This is a genomic window from Vibrio sp. ABH4_348 (assembly GCF_056159765.1).
The window spans coordinates 1,077,964-1,099,025 of the sequence record NZ_JBSWVW010000002.1; the positions used below are offsets into that span (position 1 = coordinate 1,077,964).

17 protein-coding genes are annotated in these 21,062 nt (G+C 44.8%); 4 read left to right on the forward strand and 13 right to left on the reverse strand.

Annotated elements, in window-relative coordinates:
- Positions 1–3 precede the first annotated feature (3 nt).
- The gene (locus tag ACXAFJ_RS18765) at positions 4–3,054 is read left to right on the forward strand and encodes an AAA family ATPase (protein ID WP_475325536.1); all 3,051 of its coding nucleotides are present in this window, start codon (positions 4–6) and stop codon (positions 3,052–3,054) included.
- A gap of 13 nt (positions 3,055–3,067) precedes the next feature.
- Here the strand turns inward: ACXAFJ_RS18765 and ACXAFJ_RS18770 are convergent, their stop codons facing one another.
- Positions 3,068–4,024: a TDT family transporter gene (locus tag ACXAFJ_RS18770; RefSeq protein ID WP_475325537.1), complete on the reverse strand. Its 957-nt coding sequence runs from the start codon at positions 4,022–4,024 to the stop codon at positions 3,068–3,070.
- A 607-nt stretch (positions 4,025–4,631) separates the two neighbouring features.
- On the opposite strand from ACXAFJ_RS18770, the gene ACXAFJ_RS18775 reads away from it, so the two are divergent.
- Positions 4,632–5,600, forward strand: a complete 969-nt coding sequence (locus ACXAFJ_RS18775; RefSeq protein WP_475325538.1) for a CobW family GTP-binding protein — start codon at positions 4,632–4,634, stop codon at positions 5,598–5,600.
- Positions 5,601–5,615: 15 nt separating this feature from the next.
- Here ACXAFJ_RS18775 and ACXAFJ_RS18780 read toward each other — a convergent pair whose 3' ends face one another.
- The 10 genes from ACXAFJ_RS18780 to ACXAFJ_RS18825 all read right to left on the reverse strand — a co-directional run bounded on the left by ACXAFJ_RS18780 (position 5,616) and on the right by ACXAFJ_RS18825 (position 15,724).
- Positions 5,616–6,473, reverse strand: coding sequence for a ribonuclease T2 family protein (locus tag ACXAFJ_RS18780; protein WP_475325540.1), 858 nt, complete (start codon positions 6,471–6,473; stop codon positions 5,616–5,618).
- Positions 6,474–6,551: 78 nt separating this feature from the next.
- Positions 6,552–7,496 (reverse strand): ribosome biogenesis GTPase YlqF, encoded by a 945-nt coding sequence (gene ylqF, locus ACXAFJ_RS18785; protein ID WP_475325541.1) that lies wholly within the window; start codon positions 7,494–7,496, stop codon positions 6,552–6,554.
- Between the two features lie 166 nt (positions 7,497–7,662).
- Positions 7,663–8,472, reverse strand: a complete 810-nt coding sequence (locus ACXAFJ_RS18790) for an ABC transporter ATP-binding protein (RefSeq protein ID WP_475325542.1) — start codon at positions 8,470–8,472, stop codon at positions 7,663–7,665.
- Between the two features lie 5 nt (positions 8,473–8,477).
- Positions 8,478–9,455, reverse strand: coding sequence for a FecCD family ABC transporter permease (locus tag ACXAFJ_RS18795; protein WP_475325544.1), 978 nt, complete (start codon positions 9,453–9,455; stop codon positions 8,478–8,480).
- Positions 9,448–10,485 (reverse strand): FecCD family ABC transporter permease, encoded by a 1,038-nt coding sequence (locus ACXAFJ_RS18800; protein WP_475325545.1) that lies wholly within the window; start codon positions 10,483–10,485, stop codon positions 9,448–9,450. Before ACXAFJ_RS18800 ends, ACXAFJ_RS18795 begins: the two co-directional genes overlap by 8 nt.
- Positions 10,485–11,369 (reverse strand): Fe(3+) dicitrate ABC transporter substrate-binding protein, encoded by an 885-nt coding sequence (locus ACXAFJ_RS18805; protein ID WP_475325546.1) that lies wholly within the window; start codon positions 11,367–11,369, stop codon positions 10,485–10,487. Before ACXAFJ_RS18805 ends, ACXAFJ_RS18800 begins: the two co-directional genes overlap by 1 nt.
- A gap of 204 nt (positions 11,370–11,573) precedes the next feature.
- The gene (locus ACXAFJ_RS18810) at positions 11,574–12,470 is read right to left on the reverse strand and encodes an ROK family protein (protein WP_475325548.1); all 897 of its coding nucleotides are present in this window, start codon (positions 12,468–12,470) and stop codon (positions 11,574–11,576) included.
- A gap of 182 nt (positions 12,471–12,652) precedes the next feature.
- Positions 12,653–14,416 carry a methyl-accepting chemotaxis protein gene (locus ACXAFJ_RS18815; RefSeq protein WP_475325549.1) on the reverse strand — a complete coding sequence of 588 codons (1,764 nt, stop codon included), beginning with the start codon at positions 14,414–14,416 and terminating at the stop codon, positions 12,653–12,655.
- Between the two features lie 202 nt (positions 14,417–14,618).
- Positions 14,619–15,095 (reverse strand): FKBP-type peptidyl-prolyl cis-trans isomerase, encoded by a 477-nt coding sequence (locus tag ACXAFJ_RS18820; protein WP_475325550.1) that lies wholly within the window; start codon positions 15,093–15,095, stop codon positions 14,619–14,621.
- Positions 15,096–15,109: 14 nt separating this feature from the next.
- On the reverse strand, positions 15,110–15,724 hold the full coding sequence (locus tag ACXAFJ_RS18825) for a thioredoxin domain-containing protein (protein WP_475325551.1): 615 nt from the start codon (positions 15,722–15,724) through the stop codon (positions 15,110–15,112).
- 140 nt (positions 15,725–15,864) lie between these two features.
- On the opposite strand from ACXAFJ_RS18825, the gene ACXAFJ_RS18830 reads away from it, so the two are divergent.
- Positions 15,865–16,488, forward strand: coding sequence for an OmpA family protein (locus tag ACXAFJ_RS18830; protein ID WP_475325553.1), 624 nt, complete (start codon positions 15,865–15,867; stop codon positions 16,486–16,488).
- 76 nt (positions 16,489–16,564) lie between these two features.
- Here ACXAFJ_RS18830 and tkt read toward each other — a convergent pair whose 3' ends face one another.
- Together tkt and tal are read right to left on the reverse strand one after the other, a co-directional pair.
- The gene (tkt, locus tag ACXAFJ_RS18835) at positions 16,565–18,556 is read right to left on the reverse strand and encodes a transketolase (protein WP_475325554.1); all 1,992 of its coding nucleotides are present in this window, start codon (positions 18,554–18,556) and stop codon (positions 16,565–16,567) included.
- 130 nt (positions 18,557–18,686) lie between these two features.
- Positions 18,687–19,637 carry a transaldolase gene (gene tal / locus ACXAFJ_RS18840; protein ID WP_475325555.1) on the reverse strand — a complete coding sequence of 317 codons (951 nt, stop codon included), beginning with the start codon at positions 19,635–19,637 and terminating at the stop codon, positions 18,687–18,689.
- A gap of 339 nt (positions 19,638–19,976) precedes the next feature.
- On the opposite strand from tal, the gene ACXAFJ_RS18845 reads away from it, so the two are divergent.
- A complete protein-coding gene (locus ACXAFJ_RS18845; protein WP_475325557.1) occupies positions 19,977–20,954 on the forward strand; it encodes a sugar-binding transcriptional regulator in 978 nt (325 codons plus the stop codon).
- The last annotated feature ends 108 nt before the right edge of the window (positions 20,955–21,062 follow it).

Below are 21,062 nucleotides of genomic sequence, written 5' to 3' on the forward strand. Positions count from 1 at the left end.
TCTATGAAACCAATTAAACTCCTACTACAAGCTTTTGGTCCATTTGCTCAAAAGCAAGAAATAGACTTCACTCAATTGGGATCAAATCCGCTGTTTCTCATCAATGGACCTACCGGATCGGGAAAAACCTCAATTCTCGATGCAATTTGCTTTGCCTTGTATGGCGAAACGACGGGAAATGAGCGTCAAGGCATACAAATGCGGAGTGATCTTGCGCCGCTTACTGTTCCCACTGAAGTGACATTAGACTTTGCGTTGCAGGGTAATACCTACCGCGTGACACGCTCTCCTGAACAAGAAGCGCCAAAAGCTCGCGGAGAAGGGACGACGACACGAAAGCACACCGCGTCTTTGTATCAACTTGGCGAGCCAGAAGTATTAATCACCAGTAAAACGGCACAAGTGAAAACGGAAGTCACTGACCTCTTGGGTTTGAACGAAACTCAGTTCCGTCAGGTCATGGTACTGCCTCAAGGTAAATTTCGAGAGCTACTTCTGGCTAGTTCAAAAGAACGTGAAGAGATCTTTGGCCAGCTTTTCCAAACCGATATCTACAAACGGATCGAGTATTCATTGAAAGACAAGGCCAGTTCAATAAGCAAAGCGAAGAACGATTTTGATAATCAAATTCGTGGTGCGCTACAGGTAGCGGAAGTTGATACTGAATCTGATCTTTATGAACAACAAGACATATTAAAAACGGCGCTAGCACAGGCCACAACAGTGGAGCAAGAAGTTGCTGCGCAGCTTCAAACGCAAAAACAGGCTTTGCAACAAGCCCAAGTTCTCCAACAGCATTTTGTGGATTTAAACGCCGCTTCTAAGTCATTGGCTGAACACCTAACTTCGGCGGAACATTTTAAAACAAAGCAACATCAGGTTGATAACGCGTTAGCCGCCAATGCATTGTCGTTAGTTCATAGCCAATGGCAGCAAGGTATTACTCAGTCTGAGCAGGCAGTCAAACAACTCGCTGAAGCAAAAGAGAAGCTGGCTGACATCAAGAAAGAATTAGAGAGTTCTGTGGCCCAGCAAAAACTCGCAGCAGAGCAGGTCGCAACGACACCCAAGCTAAACGATGAGCTTTATGCATTGCAAACGATTAAAACCAAGCTGTTGGAGAAACAGCAGGTTGATGCGCAGTGCAAATCAGTTGAAACGCTCACCGCCGAGCAACAGTTGAAGCTTACACAATATCTCACTCATAAACAGAGCCTCGAACAGCAAGCAGAGCAGGGCAAAGCCAAATTTGAGCTGGCACGGCAGCAACAGCATGAGAAGCCCGCCGTTGAAGCGACGATAGTACGTTTACAGCGTACGATGTCGGATCTGCAGAAGTTTGCCCAACTCAAAAGCGAACTTGCTAGCCAACAAAAACAGCTCACGCCATTAGAGACTCAGTTGGTTAAAGCGAATCAAGCCCTATCTGATGCCACGAAACAGGCTGATAAGCTGGAACTGGCATGGCACAGCGCACAAGCAGCGGTGTTAGCACAAAAGCTTCAAGAAAACTTACCGTGCCCAGTATGTGGCAGCGAGGATCATCCAGATCCAGCGCGTTTTGACGGTAAAGAAATTACCAAAGAGCAGGTTGAGCAGGCCCGCACAGCAGAGCGACAAGCGTTACACACTCAACAGCAGGCAAAGAACACTCTCGAGCAACAGAAGTCGCTGATCGCTGCTACTGAAACGCGAGTTGCCGAGACTGTTGCAGAACTGGGAACACTGGTTCAAGCAGACCACGTGGCGCTAGAAGCAGAATTGAAATCTTATGAGAGCAAACTTAAAGAAATCGAGTCCCAGGACTTAGTGAGCATGGAGCAAGTCGTTAAAGAGCTTATCCAGCGCAGTGAAAATGGCGAGCGTAAGATTGCTGAGCTCAAAGAGACCATGTCTGCCACGCAAGCAGAGTTAAATGGGTTACGTCAGCAGTCTGCTGGTTTAGCTAAAGAAATAGGTGAAACCTACCAAGAGGTCGGTTCGGTCGAGCACGCTTTGGGACAACTAAAGCAACGTATTGACGGCATCAATGCGGCTTACGATCTGGCGCAGAAGCAATTTCAAATCTGCTCTAATCAATACTCAGAGATAGAAGGGCAGGTGAAAACGCTCAGTGAGCACAGCGAACAACTGGCGCTGGCACTTAACAATAACCATCAATCTTGGCAGCAGGCGTTGGAAAAGAGTCAGTTTACCAATGAAGAAGCATTTCTTTCCGCAAAAGTGGACGAACAAGAGTTAAAGCAATGGCAGGGCGAGATACAAACCTACCAGCAAACCCAAATCAAACTCGAGCAGACAGTACATAACTTGAATGAGAGCTTGCATGGGCAAACCGAACCAGACATGGCGGCACTCAACGAGCAACTTGCAGAGGTCGAAATTGGTTATCAAAAAGCGCGCGCTGAGTTAGACAGAACACGTTCTGTTTATGAGCGAATTAACAAGGTATGTACTGACATCTCAGCGCTACACCAAAAGAATGTCGAGCTAGAAAACGAGTACAAGATATTCGGCACTTTATACGATGTGGCGAGTGGTAAAACAGGCAGTCGAGTTAGTTTACATCGCTTTGTACTTGGGGTGTTGCTCGATGACGTGTTGATTCAGGCCTCACAGCGTTTGAGTTTAATGAGTAAAGGACGCTACATCTTATTGCGGAAAACAGAGGGCTTTAAAGGTGCAGCCGGTCGAGGGTTAGACCTTATTGTTGAAGATGGCTACACCGGTAAACAAAGAGATGTGGCAACGCTCTCTGGGGGTGAATCTTTCATGGCAGCGTTATCGCTCGCTCTTGGTCTTTCTGATGTGGTGCAGTCCTACAGCGGCGGGATCCGGTTAGACACATTGTTTATTGACGAGGGTTTTGGGTCACTAGATCCAGAGTCGTTAGATTTGGCGATGCAAACCCTGATTGATTTGCAATCTTCAGGCCGCACAATCGGATTGATTTCCCACGTAAGCGAGCTAAAAGAACAGATGTCGAATCGTATCGACATAGTGGCAAGCAAGCTCGGTAGTGAAATAAAACTGGCAACAAACGGAATTAGGTAACTTCTAAAACTACTTACTTTTGAATAGCGGGTGGGATCAGTAACGTCCCTTGCAAATGCGCTTTTAGGTAGCCCCAGCAAACCCAGCCGACGAGCCCTGTTGCAAGGGATAGCTCAAACCAACCGAATTGGTGTAGCCAATACCACTGCGGGTATTCGGCACCAAATAGATTTGTTAAGTGATGCATGGCGATCGCACTTATTACGGATGGAAATGTGATAGCCGCAATTGGGGGCTGGAAAGGTTGTTGTAGCAAGCGGATGTAGCACAAATAGATCAGCAAAGTCATGGTAACCGCAGCTCCGGCTAACGCTCCTGTCAAAATCGGATCAGGGGATTGAGTATTCACCAGGTAAGTTGCCAAGGTTAGATTAATTGGCGCGGCCATAATCGCTAAAGTTGGTCGAGCCCGGCGCGGAACCATCGAATAAAACACCAGTCGGTACAACACGATTGGCAGCAATATAAAATACAGAGCGATACAGATATCCATTAGCCACTCAGATAACCAAACGTAACCGAGTTTGTGCCCAGCAAGCGCACTGCTAATGATACCAACTGGATACAAAAACCAGCTCGGTACGATATCGGTCATTTTGAAGCGTCTAACTTGAAAACTAAAAAAGATAACCATCATTGAAAAATGCAGGGAGAAAGAAGCCATCCAGACCGGTTTGGCTATCTCAGGACTGATTACGGCCAAATAGTCGCACAGAACCAATAGTGCCATGCTCATTGGTGCCATCAAGCTGCCAGTCAATGGGTTTTTTAGATCTCGAATAAACACGTCTGCGTTTAATGCGTATTTGAGCAGAACAGGTAAAAGCAACATAGCCCCCATGCCTGCAAGAGAGGGAACGATGAACTTAGCAATGTTTGGCAAATATAATCCCCAAGCATATCCCAGACCAATCAAGCCTAGAGAGAGTGATGCCAATGCTGGTGGCACGCGTGCAAACAGTTGTCTCATCGTTGTATTCGGTTACCTAAAATCAAGGTGGCAGACTATATCAGCTTTAAATCAATGAGTTAAGCGTATGTCGCAAAGTCAATTAGTGCAAATTGAAAAGACCTGTTGTCCATCAATGAACTTCCTGATTTTTTATTTGGTTAAGTAATTACGTGATCAAGGCACGAAAAGGCAAAAAAGTACCATCGATTTTCGTGTCACAACCTCTATTAAACTTGAAATTGTATAAATTTGAACCATTATTAAAGAGCAAACGGGTAGTACGGACTCACATGGAGGAATCACTCGATTGCTGACAATTTGGATAGACTTATCAAGTCGATAGGAACACTTCGGAACCCATCAGTTGAGATATTACTAGCTCGCTGACCCGCAAACTCACGTATTGAGACCGAGGTATAAGGCGCACTTTTAGTGCGCCTTTAACTTATCTAGTGTAAATAGCGCAAAATCAGCAGTTATCTAATAAATTTATGCCTTGTTTTCAGACGAATAAGTGATTGAAAGAATACTTTTTCAACCGAATCACATTGATTCCGAAATTTTACGTTTGCTAGTTACGTGTATTAGTTTATAAATGGAATCAAATATTTCATCGGTAACAAGCATGACAACTCCTACCAATATCATCACAGGCTTTCTGGGCGTTGGTAAAACAACCTCTATCTTGAATTTACTAGCCAACAAACCACAAAATGAAAAATGGGCCGTGCTGGTCAATGAATTTGGCGAAATTGGAGTAGACGGCGCGTTAATGAGTGAAAACGGTGCACTAATTAAAGAGGTACCGGGCGGATGTATGTGCTGTACCGCAGGCCTGCCCATGAGCGTCGGAATTAACACCTTACTAAGACAACAGCCAGACAGATTATTAATTGAGCCAACCGGGTTAGGCCACCCACGAGAAGTGATTGCAACGTTAACGTCTGGAGAGCTTGGCAAATACATCAGTCTGAAAGCAACCATTGCTTTGGTTGATCCTCGTAATTTGAGTAACGAACGTTACACCTCAAATCAGAACTTTAATGACCAGCTGGCCGTTGCGGATATCGTGATTGGTAACAAAGTAGATTTGTGTCACTCGAGCGACATTGACGCGTTTAACGATTGGGTTACCGACCAGTCGCCAAGCAAAGCATTCTCAAAACTTGTCGCTCAAGGTGACATACCCTCAGAGCTACTGGATATGCCGAGAATTGTCTCTGAAGCACCCGCTGAGTCCGGACATCACCACCATCATCATCTTGAACAGCCTCAGATGAAACTTCCACCAGATCAAACCATGCTTCGCAAAGAAAATAAGGGACAGGGATTTGTAAGCTGTGGTTGGATATTTGCGCCCGAAATAGACTTCAACTTTGATGAGCTTTTTACACTGTTCAATGGCATCCAAGCTGAGCGCCTAAAAGCGGTAGTTAATACGGATAAAGGCTGCTTTGCATTCAATTCAAACTCTGGGATTCTTAGTGTTAATGAAATGTCGCTACAAGGCTTTGAATCTAGGCTTGAAGTGATTTCCGAAAACCCATTAAGTTGGGATGACATTGAGAGAAACCTGGTTAAAGCGCAGCTCTAGCCTGCATAGATAAACCTATTGAGGAGCCCTTTTCCAGCCAGCGGCAAGGGCTCGCTTGATATTTTCAAAACACTTATCACCTTTTGATTTATCAATCACAACGGATTGGTAATTGCGGTGTTCTGGTGTAAAAAACCAGCGTTTCCCTGAACGTTTGGAGATATTGCCTTTAATCGGGCAGTCGCTGATTGGAGTACTAGCAAAAACAGTGGGCTCTGATTGATGACTCGGACAAGCCATGCTATTGAAATCGGTGTCCAAGCAAAACTGCCATTCATTTCCTTTATGCCAATATTTAACTGAGCCAGCAACAAGATGCGGGTTGTGGTCTAGCCACCATTGAACATTACTTTCTGAATACTGAAGCTTGTCTGTGGGCAATCTCATCGACTTGTGTAGCGCAAAGGCAAGTTGAAAGTAACGTTCTGGCGTTTCTAGTTTCTCATCGTGCATGCAGGTTCCATGATACTCAAACTCGTGCTGGAGCAAAGAGCGACTGGGTGTCATGCATAAGTAGTTGTCGAGAATATTGGAAGAAATTTTGGGTTGGTCACCTTCACAAGCTCTTGGATAACCGCCTTGGCCATTCAGCTGACCCTGTGGCCACAAGCCATGCAATATGTAGCCAAATCGAGAAGGTTCTTCACACTGCAGAGCGTTGCGTTGTGGTACCAATGAGGACTCAAAACGTTCGCAGAAGTCAGGTGACCAAGAATAGGATAAAACGTAATACTCAGTTGGAATATTATTGACTTGGTTTGATTTGACTTGGGCATTGTACTGGTCGAATGAATCGCTGAGATGCTGTTCACAACCTGCCCAAGCAAGTTGTGGAATCGACAAGATGAAAAACAGTCTAGAAAGAATTGGCATTAAGAATTCACGGTCAAGGACATCTGGCTAGGATAGCTCAGTAGCCATGACCGTGTCGTTGAACAAGTATTAAAGAATCTAACGTTTATTACGCAAATAGCGTTTACGTCGTTCTTCCTTTTTCTTGGCTTTTTGCTCTGCTCGTTGGGCAGCTTCCAACTCAACTTGCACCAACTCTTCCGTAATCATTTCCGGTTTTTCAAGGGTGATTTTGCCTATGGTGCCGCCGCGTAGTTCGTGTAATAGGATTTCAGATGCTTTGTGCAAATTAACACGGCCACCTGATTGCAGGGCTCCGCGACGTCGGCCTATCTCTTCCATCAACTCTAAATCTGATTCTGGAAGATCGTCGATGTTGTAGCGCTGTTTTAACAGCTCAGGATAACTGTCGGCCAGATATTCCACGGTGTAGAATGCGACTTCATCATACTCCATAGCGGTATCTTTAATTGCGCCGGTAGCCGCGAGACGGAAACCACTATGAGGGTTTTCAACTTTTGGCCATAGCACCCCAGGCGTGTCAGAAAGTACCACGCCGTTTTGCAGGTTGATCCTTTGTTGGCGACGGGTCACAGCAGGTTGGTTACCCGTTTGAGCTATAGTTCTACCGGCTAAGCAATTGATAATAGTAGATTTACCCACATTAGGGATACCCATGATCATAGTGCGAATATTTTTGCCAATTTCTTCGCGGTGTGGTGCCAACTTTCTCACCAACTCCAAGATTAGCTCAACTTCGTTTTTATTTTCTGTGGTGATGGCAATCGCTTTTACATTGCGTTCTTGCTCTAAATGATCAATCCAAAGTTGGGTCATCTCGGGATCGGCAAGATCGCGTTTGTTAAGAACTTTGACGACAGGTTTTTCCCCTTTGATTTCTGCAATCATTGGGTTTTCGCTACTAAACGGAATGCGAGCATCAAGGACTTCGATAATGACATCGACTTTGGGTATGGCTTCTTCAATTTCTTTGCGAGCCTTGTGCATATGGCCCGGAAACCATTGAATGTTGTTGTTTACCATGTAACGCCTATAGGTCTTCCCTGACAGAGTCAGAGTTATATCAATGGCGGGAGTTTATCATCTTATTACCTCCGTGAAAAAACTAACCGTTTAGTTGGCCAGAAGTTATTCGGGATTAAAAAAACCGAGTAGTAAAGACTACTCGTTTTCTTGGGCTAGGTTATAGCTATGCACAGAGCGCCGAACTTATCGGTCGCGTGGCTCTTGGAATCGCCATAGGAGTCTGGCTTTCAGGGTCTTGGATAACTCTTGCATTCAAACTGAAGACCTCAGAGAGCATGGTTTCGGTGAACACCTGCTGTGGTGTGCCATGGGTGTAGATGTTTTGATTGTGTACTACAACCAGTTGATCAGCGTAGCGACAGGCTTGATTCAAATCGTGTAACACCACAACAACGGTTTTACCGTGCAAATCAACCAAATCTCGGGCGATATCCAACAGTTCATATTGGTGAGACATATCGAGATACGTTGTCGGCTCATCCAATAGGATGATGTCGGTATCTTGTGCTAACACCATGGCAATCCAAACACGTTGTCTTTGACCACCGGAAAGGGCGGAAACGGGACGTTTTGCGAGATCCGAGATATCCGCAAGGGCCATTGCGTTTCTGACGTGTTCTTTGTCTTTTTCGCCCAATTGACCGAGAAAGTTAAGGTAGGGCGCTCGACCATAACCCACTAACTGTTCTACTGTTACGCCTTCTGGGGTAATAGGCGTCTGTGGCAACATGGAAATCCGTTTCGCCAATAGCTTGGTATCGATTTGGTAGGTGTCCTGCCCATCTGCCAAGGTGATTTTTCCCGATTGTGCGCGAATATTGGCATTGATGGTTTTTAGAAGCGTGGACTTTCCGCAGCCATTGGCGCCAATTAACGCGGTAAAGTGGTTGTGTTTGAAAGCACAGCTTACCGTGTCTAAAACAAGCTTATCGCCATAACTAACCGAAAGGTCTTGAATATTAATTGCGTTCATTTTCATTACCAATGTTTGTAGCGGCTTAATAGGAATATGAAGTAGGGGCCACCAATCATGGCCGTCATCACACCTGCGGGTAATTCTGTCGGAGGCATCAGCACACGAGCGAACAAATCGGCACTTAGCAATAAACTGCCTCCAATCAACATGCACACCGGTATTAAGGCAATGTGGTTGTTACCCAATAGGAAGCGGGCAGCGTGTGGCGCGATTAAGCCAATAAATCCGATGTTGCCACAGACCGATACCGCGACACATGCCAACGTGATTGCAACACACAATGTGAGAAGACGTGTTTTGTTGATATTAATGCCTAAGCCTTGTGCCGTGTCATCGCCTAACGCAAACAAATCGAGTTTGTAAGCGAGTGCAATTGCGACGGGTAGCAGGGCCAACAAAAATCCTACCAAGTAAGGAATGTGAGTCCAGTTTCGTCCCCATACCGAGCCAGTAAGCCAGATCATGGAGACGTTGATCTCCATCGGAAACGCCAATAACAGAAAATCGACGCCAGCACTGAACAGGGCAGCTAAAGCAACGCCAATAAGCGCTAGTGCGGCTGCGTGATTGAGTACGTTCTTCGCAATTGAAAACAAGATTAATGTCGCGATGCCACCACCGGCCATCGCGATAAAGGGGAATAACCGAGCTGAGACATCAGGGAACATGGCATTGACGGCAACCACTGCAAGGCTTGCTCCCGTCGTCACTCCTAGAATGTCTGGCGATGCCAGTGGATTTCGAACGATACCTTGTACCAGCAAACCGGATAGTGCCAAGCATGCCCCGACCAGTGTTGCGACAAACATTCGTGGCAAGCGGTAACCCATGATGATGAATTCATTTTCTGACTGGCTGCCCACTAATGTATGGATAACTTCGGTTGGAGAGATATTCACAGCACCTGCTCCGACATGCCAAAGAGCGAACAACAGCCAAACGATGAAAAGAGAAAGTGAAACTTTAATGGCATTAGGCATATTGCTTTTTCACCTGATTTTTTGCGAGAAGTAGGAAAAAACTCGCGCCGATAAAGTTGGTTAAGATACCAACCGGGCTCTCTGAACCTCGAGCCAGTAGCTGAGTGATTGCATCTGCGTAAACCAACAAATTCGCACCTAAAATTGCACATATCGGCACCAAAATTCGTAAGTCGTGACCAACTAAAAAACGGGACACGTGAGGGATAACTAAACCGATAAAGGCTATTGGACCGGCCACGGAAACCGATGCAGCAATCAACAAAATCAATGTCAAACTGGTTCCGATTCGAACCAGTGCGAGTTTACCGCCTAAGTTTTTCATCATGGATTCACCTAGTGCGAGCAGATTCAATTGGAAACTTAAATAAAGAGCCGCGACTAGACCGACCAATAAACTCCAATACAAAACTTGAACATGAGTCCAATCGACATTGGCAATGGTTCCAGTAATCCAATGCATGACACCATAGGCACTTTCATCGGCAAGAATAACGGCCGCGCGAGTCAAAGAGAGAAACAAAAAGTTGAGCGCGACACCTGCTAACACCACACGCACGGGATTGACTTGATGCTGGTGTAAACCTGCGAGGAAGAAAACGGCAAGTCCCGCAACCGATGCTCCAATAAAGGTAACCACTAATATTGGTAGTGCTGAGAACCAAGATATTAGGCCGGTAGAGGCAAACGCGAAGGCGAATGAAGCACCAGCACTCACCCCAAAAACAGAGGGAGATGCAATTGGATTTCGAGTTAATGCCTGCATCAAGAGACCGGCTACTGCCAAACTGGCTCCCACACCAATTGCGCAGAGGACTCTAGGTAAGCGAACTTCTTTGATTATATGTTGATGGATTTCATTACCTGTAGCGCCTGATAACCAGTGCCACACGTCAATCCAGCCCATATCAAAATCAGATCCAACAAACAGAGACCATCCAAACCCTAAAAAGAGCAGGCTTAAGATAAGAGGGACGAAAATAGAAAAGCGCCAGTTGGAAACTGGCGCAGACAAGACGAGTTGAGACATTACTGGACCAAGTCAATCACTTGTTCAGCCATGATCTCAGCGGCGATCATACCGCGGTTTAGTGACCAAAGTCTTGGGTCAGTCTCTACGTACTTGTCGTTTTTGACAGCGGTCATAACTTTCCAAAGACCGTTTTTCTTGAACTCGTCGATAGCGGTTTCGTCACCGTATTCACCAACAAGGAAGTAGTCTGGGTTTGCTTTCAATAGACGTTCCAAAGTAACGCGAACGTAAGCTTTCTCAGTTTCTTCTGGAACAGGAGAGTTAAGACCCAAACGATTGATTACGCCACCTGCATACGCTTTAGGTGTGTGCATTGTTACACCACGTGAGCTTGATACTGCAAACAATACTGATGCGTCCGAACTGATTTTCTTTGCATAGTCATCCATACGAGCGCTGTGTGCTTTTACCAATTCTTGCATTTCTGCTTCGCGGTCAAATGCTGCTGCGACTTTAACGACAGCTTTCAAGTTGTCCTCGTAGGTTTCGCCACGGCTTTTTAAAATCAACGTCGGTGCGATGCGCTTTAAGTCTTCGTAAATTGCTTCATGGCGCTCGCGGTCAGCAATGATCAAATCAGGTTTTAAAGACGCGATTACCTCAAGACTTGGTTGTGAGCGCTTGCCAAGTGAGGTCCAATCGTCACCGATACGTGCACGGATTGGTTCAATAACACGAGTTTTGTCGCCATCATCAGCAACGCCAATCGGTTTGATGTCTAAGTTTGCTAGTGCGTCGACAAAAGAAAATTCAAGCGCGACAACTTTTTGAGGAACCGAATCTAGGACTAGCTCGCCCAGTTCGTCTTTAACAGTGATTTTAGCGTTAGCGCTGAAAGCGAGACCAAGAGTGGCCAGTAGCGCGATTGATTTCTTAAACATAAGATTCCATCCGTAATAAAAACGAACGGATTATCACAGAAAAATTACATGACACAAATAACAATGAGAATAAATATCAAATGCATTAATATTAAGTTGATGTGCATCAACTTAATTTGTAACAAAATGAAATATGTTAATTCACTGGGAAGTCGTAAGTAATAAGACAATTACTTACGACCATATCTGGATACAGAGAAATGTTTATAGGTTTAGCATGGCTGCACCGCGAACACCACTAGAGTCGCCATGAACTGATTTAACAACCTTGGTTTGCAGTGATTGTGTAAAGGTGTATCGAATTAATTTTTCTTGTACCAATGGATAGATCTTTTCTTGGTTAGATAGACCACCGCCCAATACGATTACTTCTGGGTCGATAACGTTGATGACGGAACCCAACAATCTAGCCAATTGGTCACTGTAAAGATCTAAGTGGTTGATGGCGTTTTGGTCGCCTTGTTCAATCAATTCAAAAATCTGTTTAGCGTCTGCCTTGTGGTACTTGTCTGAAAATGTACGACCAAATCCAGTACCAGAAACAAACCCTTCACAACAATTTTGGCTACCGCAGTAGCAGTCAAATGTGTTGCCGTCTTTCTCGGGGGTATAGTGAGGTAATGGGTTGTGTCCGATTTCCCCTCCAATACTGTTAAGTCCGGTGACTAAGCCCCCATTGACGATCACACCCGAACCACATCCGGTGCCAATAATAACAGCAAGGCAAGAGTTTTCGGCGTCTTTTGCTGCGCCTGACTTGAATTCAGATAGTGCCAAGCAATCGGCATCATTAGCTAACTTTATCGGGACATCGTAATGCTTGTTTAAATCACCGAGGAAATCCTCGCCATTTAACACTTGCACATTTGCGCCTTGCATTCGCTTTGTTGTTGGGTCGATAGAGCCACAGCAACCAATACCAATGGCCGAAAAGTCATGTGTTTCTTTAAGTTTTTCAATAACGGTTACGACCGCATTTAGAAAATCTGAATAGGAATTTTTGTTAGTAGGGTGACGAAAGACAGTTTCTACTTCGAGAGTTTTAGGGTTCAGTAGGACACCTTCAATCTTAGTACCGCCTATATCTAGACCGACGAGCATGTCAAACCTCGTTATTATTGTCATTAGAAAGTCGATAATGTTAACAATTCGTTGCGTTGATAGATGAGAGCTTTATCAAATATGACAACGATTTAGTAAGGATAATCTGATTGAGTTATTGTAAAAAGTAGAAAAACAAAAGGAGCCATTACGGCTCCTATCAATATCATAAAGAAAACTAATTATCGCGCCTGATAGTCCGCGACAGTTTGCTCCATATTTTTAGCCTGTTCAGAGACACTGTCTACTTCGACCAAAACTTGCTGCGCTGAAGATAGATTCTCAGAAGACAAACCATTAAGTTCATCAAGAGAGTCACGTACTCGTTGCACTAAACCATTTTGTGAGTCGATGGCTCCAGCGATACGTTGCGACCGACTTTCGATGTCTTGCATATCGGTGATTATTTGCTGCAGGCTTGAATCCAAAGATTGAGAGGTTTCAAGTGTTTGTTTGCCTTGCTCATTAGAGCTTTGGATCCGACTTACTACCGTTTGCATCTGTGATTGAATAGCTGTGACCACATTCGTGATGTCTTCTGTCGATTGATGGGTACGACTGGCAAGAGCGCGAACCTCGTCGGCTACCACTGCGAACCCTCGTCCTTGTTCGCCAGCGCGAGCCGCTTCAATAGCTGCATTAAGTGCTAGCAAATTAGTTTGTTCCGCAATATCTTGAATGATGGTTACCGCCTGACCAATTTGGTCGACATTTTCGCTAAGTGAATTGATTGAGGTTTGACTTTCATCTAACGCTTCGCTTAGTTGACCAATATTTTCCACAGTCACATCGACCAAATTTCTGCCGGTTTGTGCATTGTTAGATGCTTGCTTAACACCTTCGACCGCATTGGACGTATTATCCGAAATTTCAGCAATGGTCGATGCCATCTCACTAACAGAACCTTCCATGTCACTGGTATAGTTGACCTGTCGGTTAAATTTACCAATAACCGCTTCTAATTCGGCGTGCATGGTTTCTGTGCTTTGATTGAGCTGTATCGACTTATCTCTCGTGCCTGACATCAAAGTTGCAAGGTTATCAAGCAGCTGATTGAAGTAGTCAGCCAGTAAGGAGAATTCGTCCTGTCCCTTGAGTTCAGCACGTATGTTGAAATCTCTGTTTTCTGTGATTTGTTTGATGCTAGTGGTCAGGCTATTTACTTGGCGATTAAAATTACGAGAAATGTAAAAAATCAATCCAAGAATCACTATCACAGCGGCAAAGGACGCGATTTGTTGGAATCGGGATTGCAGTGCTTGTATTTGTTGTACTTCTGGGCCTAAGTTTTTGGCAAAATCTTTAAATTGGGTTTCTACTTTGTGCGACAAGCCGCGTGCTTTACCCAGCAGACCCTCGTTGTACACCAAGCCAATGATTTTGTGTTGTTCCGTTAGCGCGATGGCTGCTTTTTTAAGCGGTTGATTTTGTATTCCAGCCAGTAACTTTTCATCGTAGATCCCAGATAGTACCGCTTTGTCGAACAAAAACAGTTGGACTAACTGATCACTGGAGAGCTTACTTTTGGCCTCAATGACTTGCTTCGCGTATTCGCCCCATAAAGCAGATTCATTGTTTAGTCCGTACTTTTCAAAAGCTTGCACTAACTCAACAAATCCATTTTGATAGGCGACGATATCCTGTCGAACCGTATTAGGGATATTCAAGTCATTGCGTTTTAATAGAGTACTAAGGTTGGACTCCAGTTCAAGGAACAACTCCATATTGCCTTGAAAGCGCGTGAGGTATTTATTGTCCATACGGAGCAAAAAGTCTTTCTCATTTCTCCGTAGATTTAGTAGACGAACTTCGAGTTGAGCAACAAGTAGAGTAGCTTGGTTTAAATCTTCACTGGTGCGGGCAAATTGGGTATTGGCAAATAATAGCGCACCCAAACTTACAATAGCAACGACACCCAATGAATATATTTTATTTCTAATATTCATGAGATTACCTGAGTAAATGATAAAATTATTATTGTTATAGTAAGAATAGTAGACGCTAAAATTATATGTATCAATACGCAGATAGAGATGTTTTTAAAATTTTGGTCGTCGTAGCCTATTTGATTGAAATACAGAAAAAAATGAAAAATCTCCCTGATAACTGAGAGGATGAACACACAGTTACAGAGAGATTTTTGGGGCCTTACTTCTCGATAGCTAGTAACTCAACATCGAAAATGAGTGTAGAGCCAGCCGGAATTGAACCGACGCCGCGATTTCCATACCCTAGATGGCTAGGAACAAACAAACGAATCTTTTGTCCTTCGACCATGGTTTGTACACCTTCAGTCCAACCAGCAATAACCTGATTTAATCCAAAGCTGATGGGTTCGCCGCGCTCTACTGAGCTATCAAACACACTGCCATCGATTAGGGTACCGTGGTAATGCACTTTGACTTTAGACGTTGCATTTGGATTTTCGGTTCCGTTCCCTTGCACTAGAACTTGATACTGCAAACCGGATTCAGTGGTGATCACACCCTCTTTAGTCGCATTTTCTTCAAGGAACAGTTGGCCTTTCTGTATGTTTTCATCGGCAGCTTTACCATTCGACCAAGCTAGATAAACTAGGAAAAGAGCAACCAGTAAAATAACAACGGGGAAAATGATTTTTGACATTGTTTGTATCCAATTTAAGGCTTTGTATTAAGGAGAAAATTCATAGTAGCAATAGCGTCAGCCATGTCTTTGTGAGCTGACATATCAATTCGGTACTTACCATTGACGATGAACGTTGGAACTGAGTTGATCTTCGATTTTACGCTTTGTTGATGCGCAGAGCGTACCTGATCTAACACGTCTTTTTGCTGTTGCTCGGTAAGCTGATACGGGTTGTTCCAACCTTGATTGGCAAACAGTTGATTGAGCTGTTGCTGTTTTTGTTCTGACGTCGTTTGTTGCGAATGTAACAGTTCAAACAGTTTATTTGTCGTTGTTTTGTCTAGTGCCTGACCATTTTGGAGAAGTGCAGAGTAATAGATGATGGACGCCAATTCCGCACTTTGGTTGAAAGCAATGTGTAACTTGTCAACCGAATGCCCAGTTGCGCTTTCAATGTCTTGAATGTGGGCTTCCATCGAATAACAGTGGGGACAGGTTAGCGAGAACACCTTAGTTATTGGTTTGCTTAGCTCGAGAGGCTCTTCAAGCAGAATATAGTGTTCACCAGCTTTTGGCTTGGTAGTGGCACCTTCACCACAAGCCGCCAAAAATATTGAGCCAAACAGTACTAAAATAAACCTAAGCATAGAGAATGCATCCTTGGTTGTATGGTCGTTATGAGTAGAGAATATTGTTAACTGGCTCATACGTACAGCGCTATTTGTTATTAAAGAAATGAATTTTCAGCCGATAACAGATTAATGGAAAGAAAAGGGCAAGTTAAACGATGAGAAAGGCATGGCTGATTTGGATTGCTGTTGTGTTGACTGGATGTGGTTCGTTGGGTACTGAAACCATGATGGGTGCTAAACCAAGGATGTTAGATACGGCGCCAAAATCAGAAGGTGACCTTCTTTACCCAGAATGGGGAATCGAACACACCGACATGTCTGCTGGTGTGCAAGGACCTTATGGACAAATGCGCACCCAAGTATACTCATCGTTGCAAAAGTTTTTGCTCAGCAATGGTATTGAGCACGAAGTTTTGCCGGGTAACCATGTCATGGTTAAGCTTACTGATACTATTCGATTCAAAACCGGGTCTTCTAATGTCTCTCCGGACAGTCAATATTGGCTAAATGTGATGGGGCAGTTTCTGGCGTCTGAGCCAAACATTGATATTGTAATTGACGGGCACGCTGACAGTGTTGGTTCAAGCAGTCTCAATGATTCTTTGTCACTTAAAAGAGCCAACGCGGTTAAACAGACTTTGATGAACAATCGAGTTCAAAAAGACAACATCTATACACGCGGTTATGGCGAGTATGTGCCAGCTTGTAATAACAATACCCAGTCCGGTAAGGCGTGTAACCGACGTGTTGAAGTATTATTTATCGTCTCCAAAAATTAATGTTTAAACACATTTATTGCGAATAAAAAAATCCCCGCATCTGCGGGGATTTTTGATTTAAAAATGCTTTAAACGCTTAAGCGAGAAGCTCGCCCGCGGTTTCAACAATGTTTTCAGCCGTGAAGCCAAACATCTTGAATAGTTCGCCAGCTGGAGCAGATTCGCCGAAGGTCGTCATACCAATGATACGACCGTCAAAACCTACGTACTTGTACCAGAAGTCAGCGATACCTGCTTCAACCGCAATACGTGCAGTTACGTCAGATGGCAATACTGATTCACGGTAGGCCGCATCCTGCTTGTCAAAGACGTCTGTTGAAGGCATAGAAACTACGCGAACTTGCTTGCCCGTTTTCTCAATTTCAGCAGCTGCGTTAACCGCTAGCTCTACCTCAGAACCAGTGGCAATCAGAATCAAATCAGGTGTGCCCGCTGAATCTTTAAGAACGTAACCACCTTTTGCGATGTTAGCAACTTGCACTGCATCGCGTTCTTGCTGCGCCAAGTTTTGGCGAGAGAAAATAAGTGACGTAGGTGCATCTTTACGCTCGATAGCCAGTTTCCAAGCAACCGCTGACTCAACTTGGTCACATGGACGCCATGTGCTCATGTTTGGAGTTAGGCGAAGTGACGCCATTTGCTCAACAGGTTGGTGAGTTGGACCATCTTCACCCAGACCGATAGAATCGTGAGTGTAAACTTGAATGTTTTGGACTTTCATCAATGCTGCCATTCGCATTGCGTTGCGAGCGTATTCCATAAACATAAGGAAGGTTGCACCGTAAGGTACAAAACCGCCGTGCAGCGCAATACCGTTTATGATAGCTGTCATACCAAATTCACGTACACCGTAGTGAATGTAGTTGCCGCTTGCGTCTTCAGCCGTTAGCGACTTAGAACCAGACCACATTGTTAGGTTAGAAGGTGCAAGGTCAGCAGAACCGCCCATAAATTCAGGCAGTACTTTACCAAAAGCTTCTAGTGCATTTTGAGACGCCTTACGTGACGCGATGTTAGCTGGGTTTGCTTGAAGATCAGCGATGATTTGGCTGGCTGTCTCTTCCCAGTTTACAGGAAGCTCACCGTTTACACGACGTTTGAACTCAGCCGCTTCTGCTGGGTAAGCTGCTGCGTAAGCAGCAAACTTCTCATCCCAAGCTGCTTCTTTCGCTTTACCTGCTTCTTTGGCATCCCATTCTGCGTAAACGTCAGCAGGGATTTCAAATGGACCGTGTTCCCAACCTAGGAACTCACGTGCAGCAGCGATTTCATCGTGGCCTAGTGGTGCACCGTGACAGTCGTGTGAACCAGACTTGTTAGGAGAACCAAAGCCGATGATGGTTTTAGTACAAATAAGAGTTGGGCGAGGATCCGCTTTAGCAGCTTCGATTGCGGCATTGATCGCTTCTGCATTGTGGCCATCTACTGCAGGGATAACGTGCCAACCGTAAGATTCAAAACGCTTAGGCGTGTCGTCAGAGAACCAACCTTCAACTTCACCATCGATTGAGATGCCGTTGTCGTCCCAGAACGCGATCAGCTTGCCTAGGCCAAGTGTACCTGCTAGCGAACAGGCTTCGTGAGAGATGCCTTCCATCAGACAGCCGTCACCCATGAATACGTAGGTGAAGTGGTCAACAATGTCGTGGCCTTCTTTGTTGAACTGAGCCGCTAGTGACTTCTCGGCGATAGCCATACCAACTGCGTTAGTAATACCTTGACCAAGTGGACCTGTCGTCGTCTCAATACCTGGTGCATAGCCGTACTCAGGGTGGCCAGGCGTTTTTGAGTGAAGTTGACGGAAGTTCTTCAATTCTTCGATTGGAAGATCGTAACCTGCTAGGTGTAGTAGTGAGTAAATCAGCATTGAACCGTGGCCATTTGACAGTACAAAACGGTCGCGGTCTGCCCAATCTGGGTTACTCGGGTTGTGGTTTAAGTGGCTGCGCCATAATACTTCAGCAATGTCTGCCATACCCATAGGTGCGCCCGGGTGGCCAGAGTTTGCTTGTTGTACACCGTCCATGCTTAACGCACGGATAGCATTCGCGAGATGTTTACGATCCATAATATTGCTTCTCAATAAAAGTTCACTGATGAAAGGAATCCATCAAGTTTAAACAGAATTCATACAAAATGAAGGGAAAAAGCTGATGAGCAATGCATTTACGATACATTGCTCATGAATTAGGCTAGTTTTACAGCTTAGCGTCCAACATTGTCTCAAGTTTGCCTTGGTCAACGGCAAAGTTGCGGATGCCTTCAGCAAGTTTTTCTACTGCCATTGCATCTTGGTTGTGATCCCACAGGAACTCAGCGTGAGTCATTGCAGCAGGACGCTCATTTGAGCCTTTTGAATCCACAAGTTTTTCAACTACTTCACCTTCTGCAGCTTCTAGCTCAGCTAGCAATGCTGGAGCGATAGTTAATCGGTCACAACCAGCCAATTCAAGGATCTCGCCGATGTTGCGGAAACTAGCTCCCATAACAACAGTTTTGTAGCCGTAGTCTTTGTAGTAGCTATAGATCTTAGAAACCGATAACACGCCTGGATCTTCGCTTGCTTCGAAATCACGGCCTTCTTTTGCTTTGTACCAATCCATGATGCGACCAACAAATGGTGAAATCAGGAATACGCCAGCTTCGGCACAAGCGCGCGCTTGAGCGAAAGAGAACAATAGCGTTAGGTTACAGTTGATGCCTTCTTTTTCTAGGATTTCAGCGGCACGAATACCTTCCCAAGTAGAAGCCAGTTTGATCAAGATACGATCATTGCTGATGCCAGCGTCGTTGTACATTTTGATAAGCTTGCGCGCTTTAGCCACACTTGCTTCAGTGTCGTATGACAAACGTGCATCAACTTCAGTAGAAATACGACCCGGGATAGACTTAAGAATTTCTTTACCGATGTTAACGGCTAGCATGTCGCCAGCGTCTTGGATTTGCTGTGCTTTGTCGTTGCTTTGCGCTTTTGCGTATTCAACAGCTTGGTCAATCAGTGGCGCATACTCAGCTATTTGAGCTGCCTTTAGAATCAAAGAAGGGTTGGTTGTTGCATCTTCAGGTTGGTACTTTTTAATCGCTTCGATTTCGCCAGTATCGGCGACGACAGTAGTCAGTTTTCTAAGTTGCTCTAACTTGTTGCTCATTCTAATCATCCTGTTGCATTGGCTGGGCTGGATGCCCAAATTAACCATGAGAATTGTCCGATGCAACACCGTGTTGAACAAATGCTACATCAGTGAATAATTGATTTGTCCATATTTATCGCATCAAAAATAAAAGTCAACGGAAGAGCAGAGTGAAAGCGTTCTTTTTTCGCTTTAATTAAGTGAACTGATGATTTTTGTTCGAAACAACCGTTTGCTCCGAATTTGCTTAGTGCCCAATAGGCGTAAATCTAGCTTAACTGTGCGTGAGAAAATGTCATTGTTGTGAACATTTGTATTGTTTAAACTGTCGATGAATTGGCAAAGGCGATGTAGTGAATGAGAAAAACTGACGCAGCAATTGATAGTACCGATCTGTTAACCGAGATCTCTGTGTCTTATTACCAAGATGGGGCGACACAGGAAGAAATCTCCAAGAAATTTTCTATCTCACGTGCCAAAGTGGGACGATTGCTCAAACAAGCTCGCGATGAAGGGATTGTTGAGATAACCGTTAAATACCACCCGGTGTTTAGTGCCAAAATCGAGCAAAGACTGATTGAACGTTTTGGCGTAAAACGGGCGCTGGTGGCACTGGACCAACCCACGGAAGAACTGCAACGTCATCAAGTTGCGGGCCTAGTCTCTAATTATCTCAATGCAACTTTAAAAAACGGCAACGTGATAACCGTAGGTCAGGGACGCAATGTTTCCTCTGTGGCGCATCATATTGGGGTGATCACTGAACGAGACTGTAAGTTTGTATGTGGGATCGGTGGCATTCACCCTCGTGGCGGTATGTATAACGCCGACCATATCTGTCGACAGCTGGCTAAAAAATACGGAGGCAGTTCAGAGACTTTATACGCGCCTGCGTACGCAGAAAACCGAGAGCAAAAACTGGCTTTTATGGAAAATGCCACAGTTAAACAAACACTCGACTTAGCGCGCAAAGCCGATCTGGCGCTAATTGGTATCGGAGATATGAGTGAAAACAGCTATATGGTCGATCTAGGTTGGTTTTCGGCGGATGAAGTAGTCCAGTCTCGGTTGCAGCAAGGCGTGGTCGGTGATTTTGCTGGTTACGACTTTTTCGATGTACATGGCAACGTAACTGACACGGTTATGAATGATCGAGTAATTGGCTTGGGAATTGAAGAGTTTCGCTCGATTTCAAATGTGGTTGCTATAGCGGCAGAAAACAGTAAACCACTAGCACTCCTTGGGGCACTGCGAACTGGCGCGGTAGATGTGATTGCGACCAGTGTAAGCAATGCTTTGACAGTGTTGAACTTGGACGAACAAATGCGGCGTTAGTTCACAGTTTTTGAGGAGGAGCGAGATCTTGCTCCTTCCCAGTTTGTAACCGATGCGAGTTAACGAGTTACCTTGCTATCTTGCTCTCACAATTGCATATCTTTTATC

What these genes read in the sequence shown, in the direction of transcription:
- ACXAFJ_RS18770 (WP_475325537.1), bottom strand. Translation starts at nt 4,024, where the DNA reads ATGAGACAACTGTTTGCACGCGTGCCACCAGCATTGGCATCACTCTCT.
- tal (WP_475325555.1), bottom strand. Translation starts at nt 19,637, where the DNA reads ATGAGCAACAAGTTAGAGCAACTTAGAAAACTGACTACTGTCGTCGCC.
- ACXAFJ_RS18775 (WP_475325538.1), top strand. Translation starts at nt 4,632, where the DNA reads ATGACAACTCCTACCAATATCATCACAGGCTTTCTGGGCGTTGGTAAA.
- ACXAFJ_RS18795 (WP_475325544.1), bottom strand. Translation starts at nt 9,455, where the DNA reads ATGCCTAATGCCATTAAAGTTTCACTTTCTCTTTTCATCGTTTGGCTG.
- tkt (WP_475325554.1), bottom strand. Translation starts at nt 18,556, where the DNA reads ATGGATCGTAAACATCTCGCGAATGCTATCCGTGCGTTAAGCATGGAC.
- ylqF (WP_475325541.1), bottom strand. Translation starts at nt 7,496, where the DNA reads ATGGTAAACAACAACATTCAATGGTTTCCGGGCCATATGCACAAGGCT.
- ACXAFJ_RS18845 (WP_475325557.1), top strand. Translation starts at nt 19,977, where the DNA reads ATGAGAAAAACTGACGCAGCAATTGATAGTACCGATCTGTTAACCGAG.
- ACXAFJ_RS18790 (WP_475325542.1), bottom strand. Translation starts at nt 8,472, where the DNA reads ATGAACGCAATTAATATTCAAGACCTTTCGGTTAGTTATGGCGATAAG.
- ACXAFJ_RS18805 (WP_475325546.1), bottom strand. Translation starts at nt 11,369, where the DNA reads ATGTTTAAGAAATCAATCGCGCTACTGGCCACTCTTGGTCTCGCTTTC.
- ACXAFJ_RS18765 (WP_475325536.1), top strand. Translation starts at nt 4, where the DNA reads ATGAAACCAATTAAACTCCTACTACAAGCTTTTGGTCCATTTGCTCAA.
- ACXAFJ_RS18820 (WP_475325550.1), bottom strand. Translation starts at nt 15,095, where the DNA reads ATGTCAAAAATCATTTTCCCCGTTGTTATTTTACTGGTTGCTCTTTTC.
- ACXAFJ_RS18815 (WP_475325549.1), bottom strand. Translation starts at nt 14,416, where the DNA reads ATGAATATTAGAAATAAAATATATTCATTGGGTGTCGTTGCTATTGTA.
- ACXAFJ_RS18800 (WP_475325545.1), bottom strand. Translation starts at nt 10,485, where the DNA reads ATGTCTCAACTCGTCTTGTCTGCGCCAGTTTCCAACTGGCGCTTTTCT.
- ACXAFJ_RS18810 (WP_475325548.1), bottom strand. Translation starts at nt 12,470, where the DNA reads ATGCTCGTCGGTCTAGATATAGGCGGTACTAAGATTGAAGGTGTCCTA.
- ACXAFJ_RS18825 (WP_475325551.1), bottom strand. Translation starts at nt 15,724, where the DNA reads ATGCTTAGGTTTATTTTAGTACTGTTTGGCTCAATATTTTTGGCGGCT.
- ACXAFJ_RS18830 (WP_475325553.1), top strand. Translation starts at nt 15,865, where the DNA reads ATGAGAAAGGCATGGCTGATTTGGATTGCTGTTGTGTTGACTGGATGT.
- ACXAFJ_RS18780 (WP_475325540.1), bottom strand. Translation starts at nt 6,473, where the DNA reads ATGCCAATTCTTTCTAGACTGTTTTTCATCTTGTCGATTCCACAACTT.